This window comes from Kribbella sp. NBC_00482 (assembly GCF_036013725.1).
Taxonomy (GTDB): Bacteria; Actinomycetota; Actinomycetes; order Propionibacteriales; family Kribbellaceae; genus Kribbella.
In genome coordinates this window covers 666304-682083 of the sequence record NZ_CP107881.1, presented here as the reverse complement: position 1 = coordinate 682083, position 15780 = coordinate 666304, and the positions used below count along the sequence as shown (strand labels likewise).

The following is a 15780-nucleotide window of genomic DNA, read 5'->3' as shown; positions in this document are numbered from 1 at the left end:
ACTGACGAGGTGACCTCGTCTGATTCATCCACGTCCGCCGGACCGAGACTTCTCGGTCCGGCGGACGTGCGTTCGCTGGCCGCGTCCCTCGGGGTTCGCCCGACCAAGCAGCGCGGCCAGAACTTCGTCATCGACCCGAACACGGTGCGCCGGATCGTTCGCGCCGCCGAGCTGACGGAGAGCGAGACGGTCCTCGAGATCGGCCCGGGCCTCGGGTCGCTGACGCTTGCGCTGCTCGCGGAGGGGCATCGGGTCACCGCGGTCGAGATCGACCCGCTGCTCGCGCAGGCGCTGCCGTCGACCGTCGCGTCGTACGCGCCGAACCAGGCCGACAGGTTGACCGTGGTCGAGGCGGACGCGATGGACGTGACGCCCGCGGAGATCGGCGAGCCGACCGCCTGCGTGGCGAATCTGCCGTACAACGTCGCCGTTCCCGTGCTGCTGCACCTGCTCAAGGTCTCGGACTCGCTGCGGCACGGTCTGGTGATGGTGCAGTCCGAGGTCGCGGACCGGCTGGCGGCCGGACCGGGTTCGCGGACGTACGGCGTACCTTCCGCGAAGGCCGCGTGGTACGCCGACGTGCGGCGCGCCGGGCCGATCGGACGGAACGTCTTCTGGCCGGCGCCGAACGTGGACTCCGGACTGGTCGCGTTCGAGCGCCGCGAACCGCCGGCGACGGAGGCGAGCCGCGAGGAGGTGTTCGCGGTGATCGAGGCCGCGTTCTCGCAGCGCCGCAAGACGATCCGGTCCGCGCTGGCCCGCTGGATGCCGGACCGTGCACGGCTCGACGAGGTGCTGAGCGCCGCAGGGATCGACCCGCGAGTGCGCGGGGAGATGCTCGGGATCACGGAATTCGCCGCACTCGCAGGTGCAGGTCGGACTGTGTAAGGCACTAATCTGTGCGACGTGCCACCTTCTGCTGAGGTCACGGTGCGGGCGCCGGCCAAGATCAATCTCGGTCTGTCGGTCGGTCCGCCGCGCCCGGACGGGTTCCACCCGGTCGCCACGGTGTACCAGGCCGTTGCCTTGTACGACGACGTGACCGCCGTACTGCGGGACGACGACGGTGAGGTCTCGGTCGAGGTCTCCGGCGACTTCGCGGACGACGTACCGACCGACGAGACCAACCTCGCGGTGCGGGCGGCGCAGTTGCTGCAGGCGGAGTACGACGTCGACGAGGGCGTCGACCTGACGATCCGCAAGACGATCCCGGTGGCCGGCGGGATGGCCGGCGGATCGACTGACGCGGCAGCGACTCTGGTGGCGTGCAACCGGCTGTGGGGCCTGCAGCTGACGCAGACCGAGCTGCAGCACCATGCGGCCGAGCTCGGCAGTGACGTCCCGTTCTGTCTGGTCGGCCATACGGCGCTCGGTCAGGGACGGGGTGAGCAGGTCACCGAGGTGATGTCCCGCGGGACGTTCCACTGGGTGTTCGCGATCGCCGACGGCGGGTTGTCGACGCCGGACGTCTACCGCGAGCTGGACCGGCTGCGGCCGCTGCGGCGCGTCGAGGCGCCGCAGGTCCGTCCGGAGCTGATGTCCGCGCTCCTGTCCGGGCAGCCCGGCGCACTCGCCGTTGCGCTCAGCAACGACCTGCAGAAGGCGGCGTTGTCGCTGCGCCCCGAGCTGGGCGAGACGCTCCAGTTCGGCCTCGACCAGGGGGCGCTGGCCGCGCAGATCTCCGGCTCCGGGCCCACCTGCCTCTTCCTCGCCGCCGACAGCCGGAGCGCCGTGGACCTGGCCGTGGAGCTCGCCGAGTCCGGCCGCTGCCGCATGGTCCGCCAGGCCGAGGGGCCCGTCCCGGGCGCCCGGATCCTGCCGGCCATCATCAGCCGCTAGGAAAAACGCTCGTCCTCGGGCTCGAGTGGTGTTACCGTCCGAGAGACCCCATCGAAACAGACAGGAGACCGGGATGCGCCGCGGATCGATCCACCCCATGGGTACTGATCGCTTCGACGCATTCGCGAGGACTCTTGAACTCTCTGACGATGGGCATTGTGGCGCATGTCGACGCCGGTAAGACCAGCCTGACCGAGCGGCTGCTGTTCGCCGCCGGCGTCATCGACCGGGTGGGCCGGGTCGACGACGGGAACACGCAGACCGACTCGATGGACCTCGAGCGGAAACGCGGCATCACGATCCGCTCGGCGGTGGTGTCGTTCGCGCTCGGCGACCTGCCGGTGAACCTGATCGACACCCCGGGGCACTCCGACTTCATCGCCGAGGTTGAGCGCGCGCTGTCCGTACTGGACGGCGCGGTGCTGGTGCTCTCCGCGGTCGAGGGCGTGCAGCCGCAGACGCGGTTGCTGATGCGCACGCTGGACCGGCTGCGGATCCCGACGTTGCTGTTCGTGAACAAGATCGACCGGGTGGGTGCGCGGTACGACGAGTTGCTCGCCGACATCAGGCGGTTGCTGACGCCGGCCGCCGTACCGATGGCGTCGGTGGCGGATCTCGGCCTGCGTACGGCGTCCGTCGTACCGTTGCCGGTGCAGCGCGCCGAAGTCGGCGAGATGCTTGCCGAGCGCAATGATTCGTTCCTGGAGCAGTACCTCGAGGGCGCCGAGGTCGATCATGCGGTAGAGCTGCGGCGTCAGGTCGCGAAGGCCGGGATGTATCCGGTGTACTTCGGATCCGCCATGACCGGGGTCGGGATCGACGAGGTGATCGAGGGGATCCGCACGTGGTTGCCGCGGGCAATCGCTGGGCCCGAGGACGAGCTGCGGGCGCGGGTGTTCAAGGTCGAGCGGGGTGCGGCAGGGCAGAAGGTCGCGTCCGCACGGATCGTCAGCGGGACGCTGGCAGCACGTACGTCGGTTGCGGTGCATCCCGTGGACGCACCGACGTACCAGGTGCGGCCGACCGGGATCGACGTGTTCGGCGACGGCGGTCGGCACTCGGTGGATCGGGCCGAGGCCGGTCAGATCGTGGCGCTGCGAGGGCTGAAGAGCATCCGGATCGGCGATCAGCTCGGCGTACGGACGGCGCAGGTCGGGCGGCTGTTCGCGCCCCCGACGCTGGAGACCGTGGTGAGTGCGCGGGATCGGGTGAAGTTGTTCCAGGCGTTGACGCAGCTCGCCGAGCAGGATCCGCTGATCCGGGTCCGGAAGGCCGACGAGATCACCGTCAGCCTGTACGGCGAGGTGCAGAAGGAGGTGATCGCGTCGTTGCTGGAATCGGAGTACGGCGTCGGCGTCACCTTCAGCGAGACGACGCCGATCCATGTCGAGCGGCTGATCGGGACCGGTGCCGCGACGCGCGAGATCACCGAGGGACCGTGGGCGGCGGGCGTCGGCTTCCGGGTCTCACCGGTTGCCGAGGGCATCGAGTACCACCTGGAGGTGGAACTCGGCGGGCTGCCTCGGGCGTTCCATACGGCGATCGAGGAGACGGTCCGGCAGACGCTGCACCAGGGACTGTTCGGGTGGGAGATTCCGGACATCCGGGTGGAGCTGACGCACACGGCGTACTGGAGCCCGGTCACCGTGGCCAGCGACTTCCGCCGGTTGGTGCCGCTCGTGCTCCTGCAGGCGATCGCCCAGGCGGGCACGACTGTCCTGGAGCCGGTCAATCACTTCGAGCTGGACGTGCCGTCTGACGCCGTCTCCCGTGTCCTCGCTCACGTCGCCGAACATCGCGGTGTCGTCACCCAAACCACGCTCACCGAAACCCAGGCCCACATCGAAGGCACCATCCCGGCCGCCACCACACACCCGTTCGAGTCCATGCTCCCCACCCTCGGCCGAGGTGAGGCCCTCCTCGCCGCCACCTTCCACAGCTACACCCCTGTCCCAGGGCCGCCCCCCACCCGACGCCGCACAGACGGCAACCCCCTCAACGAGAAGCAGTACGTCCTGAACCTCAGTCGAGTTGTTTGAGGATCGCGCTGATTTCGGCGACGGCTTCGGGACGGTCCGGCCAGTGGGCGGTGATGCAGATGAGTTCTCGGAGGTGGAGCAGAGGGAGGCGGTCACGCCAACCTGGAGTGAGCGGGTGGACCTCCTCGTACGCGTCGAAGAAGGTGTCCGAGAGCTGGTTGTAGATGAGGAGGGTGGCCAGCTCGGCCTCGGGCCAGCCGTAGTGGACGGCGGGGTCGATCATGGCCGGGCTGCCGTCCGGGGCGGGGAGGAGGTTGCCGTGCCACAGGTCGCCGTGGAGGAGGGACGGGGGCTGCGGCGGGATCAGCTCGGGGAGGCGGCCGGCGACGCGTTCGAGGCGTCGGCGGTCGGCTTCCGGGAGCTGGTTGTGGCAGTTCGGCTCCTCCAGGTAGCGGAGCAGACGGTGCTCGGCGAAGAACGTGTGCCCGTCGCTCGTCCACGGGTTCCGCTGCAGGAGCGTGCCCAGGTAGTTGTCCTGGTGGTACCCGAACTTGTCCGCGGTCTGCTGATGCTGCAGCGCCAGCGCCCGCCCGCCGTCCTCCCAGTACGTCGGCGACGGTTCCGACGTACCGAGGTCGGCCAGGACAATGAACTCCGGCGTCACCCTAAGCACCTCTGGTACGGCGAACCCGCCGGGTGCACGCAGCGCGTCGAGACCGTCGGCCTCCAACGCGTACAGGTCCGCCGGCAGGTCGTCCTGCGTCTTCACGACCACCGATTCGCCCAGCGTCGTCCGCACGCGGAACGTCTTGCTGGCGTAGCCGCCTTCGAGCGGATCGGCGGCGATCGCGTCGCCGAGGGACAGTCCTTCGAGCCAGGCGGGAGTCAACACCTGGACGATCCTGGCACGATCGCGGGAACCGTGTCCGCGTCAGCTACCCTTGGGCGCGTTATGGCGGTAGCTAACTTGGTCAATCTGGAAGCTGTTTCGAAGGGCTTCGGGACCCGCACACTGCTCGACTCGGTCAGTCTCGGCATAGGCCGTGGTGAGCGCATCGGCGTGGTCGGGCGCAACGGCGACGGCAAGTCGACGCTCCTGCAGGTCCTGGCCCGGCGTGAGGAGCCCGACGGCGGCCGGATCACCCACAATCGCGACCTGCGGCTCGGGTACCTCGGTCAGAGCGACGACCTCGACCCGGACCAGACCGTGCTGCACGCGGTGCTCGGCGACGCCGAGACCTATACCTGGGCCTCCGATCCGCGGGCGCGCTCGGTGATGGAGCACCTGCTCGGCGAAGTCGACCACCAGGCCTTGGTCGGCAGTCTGAGCGGTGGCGAGCGGCGCCGGGCCTCCCTGGCCAGGCTGCTGCTCACCGAGGTCGACCTGCTGATTCTCGACGAGCCCACCAACCACCTCGACATCGAGGCTGTCAGCTGGCTCGCCGAGCACGTTGTCGACCACGCGAGCGCGCTGATCGTCGTGACCCACGACCGCTGGTTCCTGGACGCGGTCTGCACCGGTACGTGGGAGGTGCAGGGCGGCCGCGTCACGTCGTACGACGGCGGATACGCGGCGTACGTCCTCGCCAAGGCCGAGCGATCCCGCAGCGAGCAGGTCACCGAGGCCAAGCGGCAGAACCTCCTGCAGAAGGAGCTCGCCTGGCTGCGCCGGGGCGCTCCGGCCCGGTCCACCAAGCCCAAGTTCCGGATCGACGCCGCGAACGCGCTGATCGAGGACGTGCCGCCGCCGCGGGACAAGCTGGCGCTGTCGCAGCTGGCGACCGCGCGGCTCGGCAAGGACGTGTTCGACGTCGAGGACGTGAGCCTGAGCTTCGGCGACCGGAAGATGCTCGACCACGTCACGTTCCGGCTCGGTCCGGCCGACCGGATCGGGCTGCTCGGCCCGAACGGCGCCGGCAAGACCACGTTCCTCAAGGTCCTCACCGGGCAGCTCGCGCCGGACCGCGGCCTGGTCAAGCAGGGCAAGACGGTCCGGATCGCCAACCTGTCGCAGACCCTCGAGGAGATCGACGAGACGGTCACCGTCCTCGACCACATCACCGCGATCCGTCGTACGGCGGCGCTCGCCGGCCGGGGCGGCGAGCTGACGTCGTCGCAACTGCTCGAGCGCTTCGGGTTCACCGGCGACAAGCTGACGACGCGGATCTCGGACCTGTCCGGTGGCGAACGGCGCCGCCTGCAGGTGCTGCGCATCCTGCTCGACGAGCCGAACGTGCTGATCCTCGACGAGCCGACCAACGACCTGGACGTCGAGACACTGACGGTGCTCGAGGATTTCCTGGACAGCTGGCCCGGCGTCGTCGTCACCGTCACCCACGACCGGTACTTCCTGGAGCGGGTCAGCGACATGGTTTACGCGATCATGGGTGACGCCCGGGTCCGGCATCTGCCGCGCGGTGTCGATCAGTATCTCGACGAACTCGCGGCCGGAATTCCGCGGCGGGCGGCGTCGAATGCGTTGACGCCGGCCGCGGTTGTGTCCACCGATTTGTCAACGGCGGAAAATGGCCAGGTGGTTGAACGTCCGATGGCTGACGCGGCAGCGGCCCGGGCGGCGAAGAAAGAGCTGAACCGGATCGAGCGGCAGCTCGCGAAGATCACCGAGACCGAGACGAAACTGCATGACCAGCTGGCCGCGAGTGCGAGCGACTACGAGCGGCTCTCGGAGCTGGACGCCGAACTCCGCAAGCTGGCCGACGAGCGCGGCGAGCTGGAAACGGCCTGGTTCGAAGCGGCGGAACGCGCCGAGTAGCAGGGATTCGAGCCGCGGCGCCCCTCCGATCCCCTGTGATTCGGAGGGGGCGCCGAGCCTCTGGGTGAGCGGGCCCCGTGCCGGCCGGCGTTGTTCGGGCCCCGAGCCCCGGACACCGCGCGGCCACTTTCGGCGAACCACCTCTTGCCGCCGAAGTCACCGTGTTCTGACATTTTGTAGTCGATCAAGCACCGACGGTGATGACCCTAGTAGTGGGCCCGACCGGTGTCGATAGTCGTCGGCTACAGCAGTCTCACGATCTCGTTGCAACTAGCAACGATCGGACCGGGGCAGAAGTGACGGGTCGTCTTTTCGGATAATTCCGAGGCTATTTCGGCCGCGCTTTGTCCGTACGAACAAGCCGATTTGTCGGGTGACGCAAACCGGCTGTTTTCCGGTCAGTGCTTTTCCAGGTCGAACGGGCGGACCAGTTCCCGTAGCGCCCGGGCGATCTTCTGCTGGTCGCCGTCGCTGAGGCCGCCGAGCAGCGCGCGCTCGTGGGTGAGCAGGTCGGCCATCGCGGCGTCGACCTTGTCCCGGCCCGCGGGTGTCAGTTGGACGAGCACGCCGCGCCGGTCGTGCGGATCCGGTAGCCGCTCGACCAGGCCGCGTGCGGCCAGCCGGTCGACCCGGTTCGTCATCGTGCCGGACGTGACCAGCGTTTCCTTGAGCAGCTTGCCGGGGGACAGCTGGTACGGCGTACCCGCTCGGCGCAGGGCCGCGAGGACGTCGAACTCCCAGGACTCCAGACCGTGGGTACCGAAGGCCTGACTGCGGGCGCGGTCGAGATGCCGAGCCAGCCGGCTGACCCGGGACAGCACCTCCATCGGCGCCACGTCGAGATCGGGGCGCTCGCGGCGCCAGGCCTCGATCAGCCGATCGACCTCGTCCTCCATGCGTTCGAGAGTACCCATCAAGACTCTTGACATCAAGACAAGTGACAGGTCTAGAGTATCTCGACGTCAAGATAAAATTGATCCGAGAGGGGCAGTCCGATGCGCACGTCACCGGTGTGGAGTCCGCAGCAGTACGGCACGTACGCCGACGAGCGCGCCCGGCCGTTCCGGGACCTGGTCGAGCGGGTCCGGGCGAGCGACGTACGAACCGTGGTCGACCTCGGCTGCGGTCCGGGCGCGTTGACCGCGACCCTGCGTCAGGTCTGGCCGGAGGCCGTGATCCGCGGGATCGACAGTTCGCCGCAGATGCTCGAGGCGGCAGCGGAGTACGCCGACGACCACCTGAGCTTCGAGCTCGGCGACGTCCGCGAGTGGAGCGTCGAGCCCGGTTCGCTGGATGTGATCGTCACGAACGCGACGCTGCAGTGGGTGCCCGAGCAGGTCGACCTGCTGCCCGGGTTCGTCCGGGCGCTGCGGCCGGGCGGGTGGTTGGCGATCCAGATCCCGGGCAACGGCGATGCGCCGTCGCACGCGATCCTGCGGGAGCTGGCCGGCGCCGAGCCGTACGCCGAGTACGCGAAGGACACGTCGCTGCGTCCCGACGTACCCGGTCCGGCCGAGTACGTCGACGCGCTCAGTGCGGAAGGTTGCGTGGTGGACGCGTGGGAGACGACGTATTTCCACCTGCTGTCCGGCGACAACGCCGTGCTGGAGTGGGTGAAGGGGACCGGCGCGCGTCCGGTGCTGCAGTCGCTGCCGGACGACGTACGGCCGAAGTTCGAGGCGGAGTACGGCGCTCGGCTGGCGGAGGCGTATCCGCAGCGGGACTACGGGACGCTGCTGCCGTTCCGCCGGATCTTCGCGGTGGCGCAGAAGAAGGGATGAGCATGCGGCTCGATCATGTGCAGGTGTCGTGTCCGCCGGGTGGTGAGGATGTCGCGCGGGCGTTCTATCGCGATGCGCTCGGGATGACCGAGGTGGAGAAGCCGGAGCTGCTGAAGGCGCGCGGCGGGTGCTGGTTCAAGGCCGGGGCGGCGGAGATCCACATCGGCGTGGAGCAGGACTTCACGCCGGCGAAGAAGGCGCATCCGGCGTTGGCCGTCGACGATCTGGACGCGCTGGCGGCGCAGCTCGAAGCGCTGGGATATCCGGTGACCTGGGACAACGAAACGATCCCGGGCCGCCGGCGGTTCCACACCGCCGACGGCCACGGGAATCGCGTAGAGATCGTGTGAAGAAGCGGCTCGCCCGGCCCCCTCAAGCCGGGCGAGCCGCTGGCTCATTCGGTCGCCAGTGCGCCGGCCGGTGCGACCTTGGCCGCGCGGCGGGCGGGTAGCACCGAGGCGAGCAGGCCCGCGACCGCGGCCACGGCGGCGATGACGACCAGCAGGGTCCCGGGTACGGCGTACTCCACGCCGCCCTCGACCGTCTGGCCGCCCATCAGCGCACTCGTCCCGGTCCAGCCGTAGATCAGACCGAGCACGATCCCGAGACCGGCCGCGACCAGTGCCATCAGCAACGATTCGACCGCGAGCATCCGGCGCAACTGGCGGCGGGACAGGCCCATCGCCCGGAGCAGCGCGTTCTCCCGCGTCCGCTCCAGCACCGACAGGCTGAGCGTGTTGCCGACGCCGACCAGCGCGATCAGCACCGAGACCCCGAGCAGTCCGATACCGACGATCAGCAGTACGTCGAAGATCTTCGTGTAGCTGGTCCGCTCTGCCAGTCCGCCCTGCACGGACAGATCCTTGACGGTCGGGATCGACTGCTCCACGGCGTCGACCACATCCGCGCCGTCCGCCTTCGGGTCCGACGCCAGCCAGAACCCGGTCACCGGCACACTCGGCGCCAGCTTCGCGAGGTCGGCCGAGGTCGTGGTGATCGGGTCGACCCCGATCGCCAGCCGGGCGGTCAGCGTGACCTTGTGCTGCCCCGAGCCGATCGTCACCGGCGAGCCGTCCTCGAGCTTCAGCCGCTTCATGACCGGATAGGTGACCAACGCCGTACCCGGCTTCAGCTTGTCGCTCAGTGCCGCGTTGTGGATCACCGAACCGGCCTTGCCCGCGTCGATACCGGTCACGTCGACGTCCTCGCCACCGACCTTCACGGTCACCGTGCTGATCGGGACGACCTGTGTGATGCCCTTGATGTCGCGGAGCTGCTGCTCGGCGCTCGCCGGCATCTTCTCCTTGTACGTCGTCACCATCAGGTCGACCGGGTACTGCCCGTTCATCGACACATCGAACGTTTTCCGCACCGAGGCGATCCCCACGCAGGTGAGGCTGATCAGCGTCACGCCGATGAGCAGCGCCGACGTGGTGGCCGCCGTACGCCGGGGGTTGCGGACCGCGTTCGCGACGGCGATCCGGGCGGGTACGCCGCCACCGCGGGCGGGCAGCGCGCCGATCACCCGGATCAGCGCCGGGACGAGCAGCGCGCCGATCGCGAGGATGCCGAGGAACGAGAGCGCGCCGCCCGCGACACCGATCAGTACCTCGTGCTGCATCGCCCCGACAGCCAGCAGCAAGCCGCCGCCGGCGAGGAGCAGGAAGCCCAGGACCAACCGCAGTACGCCGGCCTTGGTCGCGGCAGCCGGAGCTGCCTCCGGACGGAGTGCGGCAAGCGGAGCCACCTTCGTCGCCCGCCGCGCCGGTACGACGGCCGCGACGAGCGTGGCCAGCGTGCCGAGCAGGAGCGGCAGGAAGATCGACGACAGGTCCAGGTGTAACGGCACCGGCGGCATCCCCCAGTCGAACTCGCGGGACAGTGCCAGCCCCAGCGCGGAGAGCGCGACGCCGAAGACGACACCGATCGCCGACGCGATCACGCCGACCACGGTGGCCTCCGCGATGACCGAGGAGAACACCTGCCGGCGGGACGCCCCGACGCAGCGCAGCAGCGCCATCTCACGCGTGCGCTGGGCGATCACGATCGTGAAGGTGTTGCCGATCACCAGGCAGGCCACGAACAACGCGATCACGGCGAACATCCCGAACACGCCGCCGAGGACGTCGATACCGTGGGTCAGACCCTCAACCTCGTGCTGGATGAAGGCCGCACCGGTGAAGGCGGTCAGTCCGCTCGCGACCACGGCCTGCGCGGCGTCGGCGAGCTGCTGCTGGGAAACACCGGGCTTCGCGGCCAGTGCGATCCCCCGGGTGTACGCGCCCGGGTCGAAGATCTTCACCGCGGCGGGGGTCGCGACCGCGGAGGCGCTGCCGACGTACTTCGAGTCGTCCAGCAGACCGACGACGGTGACGGTCCACGACTTGTCGTCGTACGAGCTGATCCGCAAGCTCTGACCGACGCCGATCTTGTGCTTGGCCGCGGTACGGGCCGGGAGCGCGATCTCGTTCGTTGCGGTAGGCAACCGTCCGGACGAGGTGCCGGGGCCGGCGATCTTTTGCGTGTCGTAGAGGGCGTCGATCGCAACGTTGGCCCCACGGACCAGGTCGGGGAACGCGACGTCCATGTATGTGGTCGTCAGCGTGACGACCGCCGCGGCCTGCGGCAGCTTCTGGACCTTGGCGATGTCGGCGGGGGAGATCGCCACCTGGTCCGGGTAGACGACGGTGTCGACGCCCTTGTACTGCGCGCCGATCGTCTCGTTGACGCCGTGCGACGCCGACGCGTGCACGATCATCGCCAGCGAGCCGAAGCCGACCCCGAGGACGATCGCCAGACAGGCGGCGACCAGACGGCCCATGTGGGCGCGCAGCGAGGAGAGGAGCGAACGTCGCACGTCAGGCCCCCAGCTGACGCAGCGCGTCGAGAACGCTCTCCGGGGTCGGCTGCTGCAGCTCGCCGGCCAGTTTGCCGTCGGCCAGCATCACGACGCGGTCGGCGTACGACGCCGCGAGCGGGTCGTGCGTCACCATCACCACGGTCTGGCCGAACTCGCGGACCGAGCGACGCAGGAACCCGAGCACCTCGGCGCCGGACCGTGAGTCCAGGTTGCCGGTCGGCTCGTCGGCGAACACGACCTCCGGGCGGCCGACCAGGGCCCGCGCCACCGCGACCCGCTGCTGCTGGCCACCGGACAGCTCCGACGGGCGGTGCGTGAGCCGGTCGCCCAGTCCGAGCACCTCGATCAGCGTGGTCAGCCACTCCTGGTCGGGCTTGCGATTGCCGAGCTCGAGCGGCAGCAGGATGTTGTCGTTGGCCGACAGCATCGGGAGCAAGTTGAACGACTGGAACACGAAGCCGACCCGGTCCCGGCGGATCTTGGTCAGCTCCGCGTCCGGCAGCCGGGTCAGCTCGGTCTCGCCGAGCAGCACCTGGCCCTCGGTCGGGGTGTCCAGCCCGGCCAGGCAGTGCATCAGCGTCGACTTGCCGGACCCCGACGGACCCATGATCGCGGTGAACTGGCCGACCCCGAAGTCGACCGAGACCCCGTCGAGCGCGGCGACCGCGGTGTCGCCCTGTCCGTACACCTTGCGCAGCTCGTGCGCCCGGATCGCGGTCCGCGGCTCCCCGTCCTGCGGCAACCGCCCGGCCGCAAGCTCTCCGGTCTGCAAGCTCATGTCACTCCTTGGCTCAACTCCGATGTTGTCCAAGAAGTTAGTGATTCCGCGCCCTGGTTTCGTCGGACCAGGGTGGGGACCCCAGGTCCTACCTGGGTATTACTTGGTGGGCCGGACGAGCCCGGTCTCGTACCCCAGGACGACGAGGGCGACCCGGTCCCGCAGGCCGGTCTTGGCCAGGATGCGGCCGATGTGTGTCTTGACCGTTGCCTCGGACAACGTGAAGAGCCTCGCGATCTCGGTGTTCGACAGGCCGCGGGCGACCTCGACCAGCACCTCGCGCTCGCGGGCGGTCAGGTCTTTGAGGTCGGGCCGCTCGACATCGGCGTCGGGCAGTGCTCCGGCGAAGTGCTCCAGCAGCCGTCTCGTCGTACTGGGGGAGACGACGGCGTCCCCGGAGTGCACCTGACGGATCGCGTTCAGCAAATCGGCCGGCGGCGTGTTCTTGAGCAGGAAGCCGGCCGCGCCGGCCTTGATCGCGGCGAACGCGTACTCGTCCAGGTCGAACGTCGTCAGCACGATCACCCTCGGTGCCTCGGGCAACGACTGCAGCCGGCGGGTGGCCTCGACGCCGTCCAGCCGCGGCATCCGGACGTCCATCAGGACCACGTCGCACGCGGTCACCTGGATCTTCTCGAGTGCCTCGCCGCCGTCGCCCGCCTGGCCGACCACCCGCATGTCGGCCTGCGAGTCCACCAGCATCGTGAAGCCCGCTCTGACGAGTTCCTGATCGTCCACGAGGAACACCCGGATCACGTCGTCGTTCATTACTCTCCAGTCGGCAGGTTGTACGGCAGTCTGGCGATCACCTCGTAACCACCGCCCGCCTTCGGTCCGGCGCTCACCGTACCGCCCGAGACCGAGGCGCGTTGCCGCATCCCGACCAGGCCGTGACCCGGGTCCGAGCTCGGCGCGACGCCGGCGCCGCGGCCGTCGTCGGTGACCACCACGGTCAGCATCTCGCGCCCGAAGTCCAGGCTGACGGACGTCCGCGCCCCCGGCCCGGCGTGTTTCAGCGTGTTCGTCAGACCCTCCTGGACGATCCGGTACGCCGTCAGCCCGAGCAGCGCCGGGAGATCGCGGGGTTCTCCGGTGACGTCGTAGCTGACGCTGAGCCCGGCTTCCCGGACGTTGTCGATCAGCTCGGGCAGGCTGGAGACGCCGGGTTGCGGGCGGGGCTGGTTCGGGTCGAGCTCGTTCTGCTCGTCCTGTTTGAGCAGGCCGAGCATCTTGCGCATCTCGGTCAGGCTCGCGCGCCCGGTGTCGCCGATCGTGGCGAGCGCCTTCTTCGCCGCCTCGGGGGACTGGTCCGCGGCGTACAGCCCGCCGTCGGCCTGGACGATCATGATCGACAGGCCGTGCGCCACCACGTCGTGGATCTCGCGGGCGATCCGGGTCCGCTCGTTGCTCACGGCCAGTTTGGCCTCGCGGTCACGGTCCCGTTCGAGCTGGGCGGCCCGCTCCTCGAGCTGAGCGACGTACAGGCCGCGGGTACGGCGGCGCTCGCCGAACGCCCAGACGCCGAAGACGAGCGCGCCGAGCGCGACCATCATCGTGACCTGCTGCTTCCAGTCCGAGTTCGACCAGTACCGCGAGGTCGCCATCAGGACGCCGAGACCGCCGATGCCCAGCGCGATCCGGCTCAGCCGTACGTCGCCGTACACGGAGATCGCGTACAGCGCGACCAGCAGGCCGACGTTGCCGGGCATCAGCTCGATGGCAGCGAGCCACTGCAGGGCTGCGACCGAGCAGACGACGAAGAAGACCAGTTCGGGGTGGGTGCGGCGCCAGATCAGTGGGACCAGCATGCCGAACGCGAGGATGCCGCTCCAGTGCGCCTGAGCCAGCGACAGGAAGCCGAACATCATGCAGAGGCCGCCGGCCAGGAACAGGTCGAACGCCTTGCTCCGGGCAGGCAGCGGCCTCGCGGTCAGCATCCCCGTCATGCTGGCCAGGGTACGGGGGCCGGCCTCGGCAGGGGTCATTCCACGGTCGGATGTCGGCGTACGACCAGAGGCTGTTACTGGTGCCGTTACTTGTGTGGACGGGTCGCGAGAACGGGCTTGACCTCGAGGCCGGACAGGCCGTTCCAGGCGAGGTTGACGAGGTGCGCGGCGACGTCCTGCTTCTTCGGTTTGCGGGCGTCCAGCCACCACTGGCCGGTGAGCGCGACCATGCCGACCAGCATCTGGGCGTACATCGGGGCGTTCTTCGGGTCCAGCCCGCGACGCTTGAACTCCTCGGCCAGGATGTGCTCGACCCGGGTCGCGACGTCGCTGAGGATCGAGATGAAGGAGCCGGTCGACGACCCGACCGGCGAGTCGCGGACCAGGATCCGGAACCCGTTGGAGTTGTTCTCGATGTAGTCGAGCAGCGCGAGCGCCGCCTGCTCGACGAGCTCGTGCGCCCGGCCGGCCGTCAGCGCGCCGGTGACACCGTCGAGCAACGCCCGTACCTCGCGGTCGACAACGACCGCGTACAAGCCTTCTTTGCCGCCGAAGTGTTCGTACACGACCGGCTTGGAGACCTCGGCGCGGTGTGCGATCTCCTCGACCGAGGTCGCCTCGTAGCCCTTCTGCGCGAACAGGCCGCGGGCGATGGTGATGAGTTGCTCGCGACGATCGGCACTGGTCATCCGGATCCGGCCGGACCGCCGCGGTTTGGGTTCCGTCACGTCGTAATCACGTCAGCATCATGCCGCACTTCGGGTATTGCCGGTGGGAGTTTTCAGGTCAGGCAGCCTTGAGCGTACGGGCTGAGGAGTCCACACGACGGGCCTCCAGCCGCTCCTTGACCGGCCACCGGACGTCCGAGACCCAACCGCTCTTCTCGAAGATCCAGATGCAGCGGGCGGACGTGTCGAGCTGTCCCTTGAGTACGCCGTGCCGCGCGCAGGTCGGGTCGGAGTGGTGCAGGTTGTGCCACGACTCGCCCTGGCTCAGGATCGCCAGCCACCACACGTTGCCGGACTTGTCCCGGCTCTTGAACGGCCGGTCGCCGATCGTGTGGCAGATCGAGTTGATCGACCAGGTGACGTGGTGCAGCAGCGCGATCCGGACCAGGCTGGCCCAGAAGAACGCAGTCAGCGCACCGGTCCACGACCAGGACCAGAGGCCGCCGATGACCGCCGGCGCGAGGAGGCTCACGGCCACCAGCACGGGGAACATCCGGGACACCCTGACGACGTCCTTGTCCTTCAGCAGATCCGGTGCGTACTGGCGCTGCGGGGTCTGCTCGGTGTCGAACAGCCAGCCGACATGCGCGTGGAAGAAGCCCTTGGTAAGCGCGCCCAGCGTGTTGCCGTACTTCCACGGGCTGTGCGGGTCGCCGTCGCGGTCGGAGAACTTGTGGTGCTTGCGGTGATCGGCCACCCAGCGGATCACCGGGCCCTCGATCGCCAGCGAGCCGGCGATGGCCAGCGCGTACTTCAGCGGGCGGTTCGGCTTGAAGGACTTGTGCGTGAACAGCCGGTGGAAACCGATCGAGATCCCGTGACCGGCGACCGTGTAGAACACCACGGCGATCACGATGTCGCGCCAGCCCAGGAACCCGCCCCACGCGATCGGCACCGCCGCCAGCACCGCCAGGAACGGGATGCCGATGAACAGCGCCAGCGCGACCTGCTCCCAGAGCTTCTTCTGCTCACCGCCGAGCGTTCCGGTGTCAACGTCCTCGACCGGCGCGGTACGGGTGGGCGCTTCCGGAGTGGCTACGGCGGGTGGAGTCATATTTGTTAATCCCTCAGCTCAGCGTGTCCTTACCTACGCTAC

14 protein-coding genes are annotated in these 15780 nt (G+C 69.0%); 6 read left to right on the top strand and 8 right to left on the bottom strand.

Features of this window, described 5'->3' with window-relative positions; translation table 11 throughout:
• Positions 1-9: 9 nt before the first annotated feature.
• The 3 genes from rsmA (at position 10) to OHB24_RS03395 (ending at position 3878) form a co-directional block, all read left to right on the top strand.
• A complete protein-coding gene (rsmA, locus tag OHB24_RS03405) occupies positions 10-888 on the top strand; it encodes a 16S rRNA (adenine(1518)-N(6)/adenine(1519)-N(6))-dimethyltransferase RsmA (RefSeq protein WP_327637452.1) in 879 nt (292 codons plus the stop codon).
• Positions 889-906: 18 nt separating this feature from the next.
• Complete coding sequence (locus tag OHB24_RS03400; RefSeq protein WP_327637451.1) at positions 907-1839, top strand: 4-(cytidine 5'-diphospho)-2-C-methyl-D-erythritol kinase; 933 nt, start codon at positions 907-909, stop codon at positions 1837-1839.
• A gap of 149 nt (positions 1840-1988) precedes the next feature.
• Complete coding sequence (locus OHB24_RS03395; protein WP_327637450.1) at positions 1989-3878, top strand: translation factor GTPase family protein; 1890 nt, start codon at positions 1989-1991, stop codon at positions 3876-3878.
• On the opposite strand, the gene OHB24_RS03390 is transcribed toward OHB24_RS03395, so the two are convergent.
• Entirely contained in the window at positions 3862-4710 is an 849-nt protein-coding gene (locus OHB24_RS03390) for a fructosamine kinase family protein (RefSeq protein WP_327637449.1), read from the bottom strand. The two genes, OHB24_RS03395 and OHB24_RS03390, sit on opposite strands and share 17 nt — an antisense overlap.
• A gap of 60 nt (positions 4711-4770) precedes the next feature.
• Here OHB24_RS03390 and OHB24_RS03385 point away from each other — a divergent pair, with 60 nt between their 5' ends.
• Complete coding sequence (locus OHB24_RS03385) at positions 4771-6591, top strand: ABC-F family ATP-binding cassette domain-containing protein (protein WP_327637448.1); 1821 nt, start codon at positions 4771-4773, stop codon at positions 6589-6591.
• 398 nt (positions 6592-6989) lie between these two features.
• Here OHB24_RS03385 and OHB24_RS03380 read toward each other — a convergent pair whose 3' ends face one another.
• Entirely contained in the window at positions 6990-7487 is a 498-nt protein-coding gene (locus tag OHB24_RS03380) for a MarR family winged helix-turn-helix transcriptional regulator (RefSeq protein WP_134006396.1), read from the bottom strand.
• 99 nt (positions 7488-7586) lie between these two features.
• On the opposite strand from OHB24_RS03380, the gene OHB24_RS03375 reads away from it, so the two are divergent.
• Both OHB24_RS03375 and OHB24_RS03370 read left to right on the top strand, forming a co-directional pair.
• Positions 7587-8372 carry a methyltransferase domain-containing protein gene (locus OHB24_RS03375; RefSeq protein WP_327637447.1) on the top strand — a complete coding sequence of 262 codons (786 nt, stop codon included), beginning with the start codon at positions 7587-7589 and terminating at the stop codon, positions 8370-8372.
• 2 nt (positions 8373-8374) lie between these two features.
• Positions 8375-8722, top strand: a complete 348-nt coding sequence (locus OHB24_RS03370) for a VOC family protein (RefSeq protein WP_202872181.1) — start codon at positions 8375-8377, stop codon at positions 8720-8722.
• A 44-nt stretch (positions 8723-8766) separates the two neighbouring features.
• Here the strand turns inward: OHB24_RS03370 and OHB24_RS03365 are convergent, their stop codons facing one another.
• From OHB24_RS03365 to OHB24_RS03340, 6 genes are all read right to left on the bottom strand, one after another.
• Positions 8767-11229 (bottom strand): ABC transporter permease, encoded by a 2463-nt coding sequence (locus OHB24_RS03365; RefSeq protein WP_327637446.1) that lies wholly within the window; start codon positions 11227-11229, stop codon positions 8767-8769.
• A 1-nt stretch (position 11230) separates the two neighbouring features.
• Entirely contained in the window at positions 11231-12010 is a 780-nt protein-coding gene (locus OHB24_RS03360) for an ABC transporter ATP-binding protein (RefSeq protein WP_327637445.1), read from the bottom strand.
• Positions 12011-12109: 99 nt separating this feature from the next.
• A complete protein-coding gene (locus tag OHB24_RS03355) occupies positions 12110-12778 on the bottom strand; it encodes a response regulator transcription factor (RefSeq protein ID WP_327637444.1) in 669 nt (222 codons plus the stop codon).
• Positions 12778-13956, bottom strand: a complete 1179-nt coding sequence (locus OHB24_RS03350; protein ID WP_327637443.1) for a sensor histidine kinase — start codon at positions 13954-13956, stop codon at positions 12778-12780. The genes OHB24_RS03355 and OHB24_RS03350 overlap by 1 nt, the downstream gene beginning before the upstream one ends.
• 86 nt (positions 13957-14042) lie before the next feature.
• Positions 14043-14684 carry a TetR/AcrR family transcriptional regulator gene (locus tag OHB24_RS03345; protein WP_327637442.1) on the bottom strand — a complete coding sequence of 214 codons (642 nt, stop codon included), beginning with the start codon at positions 14682-14684 and terminating at the stop codon, positions 14043-14045.
• Positions 14685-14742: 58 nt separating this feature from the next.
• Entirely contained in the window at positions 14743-15738 is a 996-nt protein-coding gene (locus tag OHB24_RS03340) for an acyl-CoA desaturase (RefSeq protein ID WP_327637441.1), read from the bottom strand.
• Between the last annotated feature and the right edge of the window lie 42 nt (positions 15739-15780).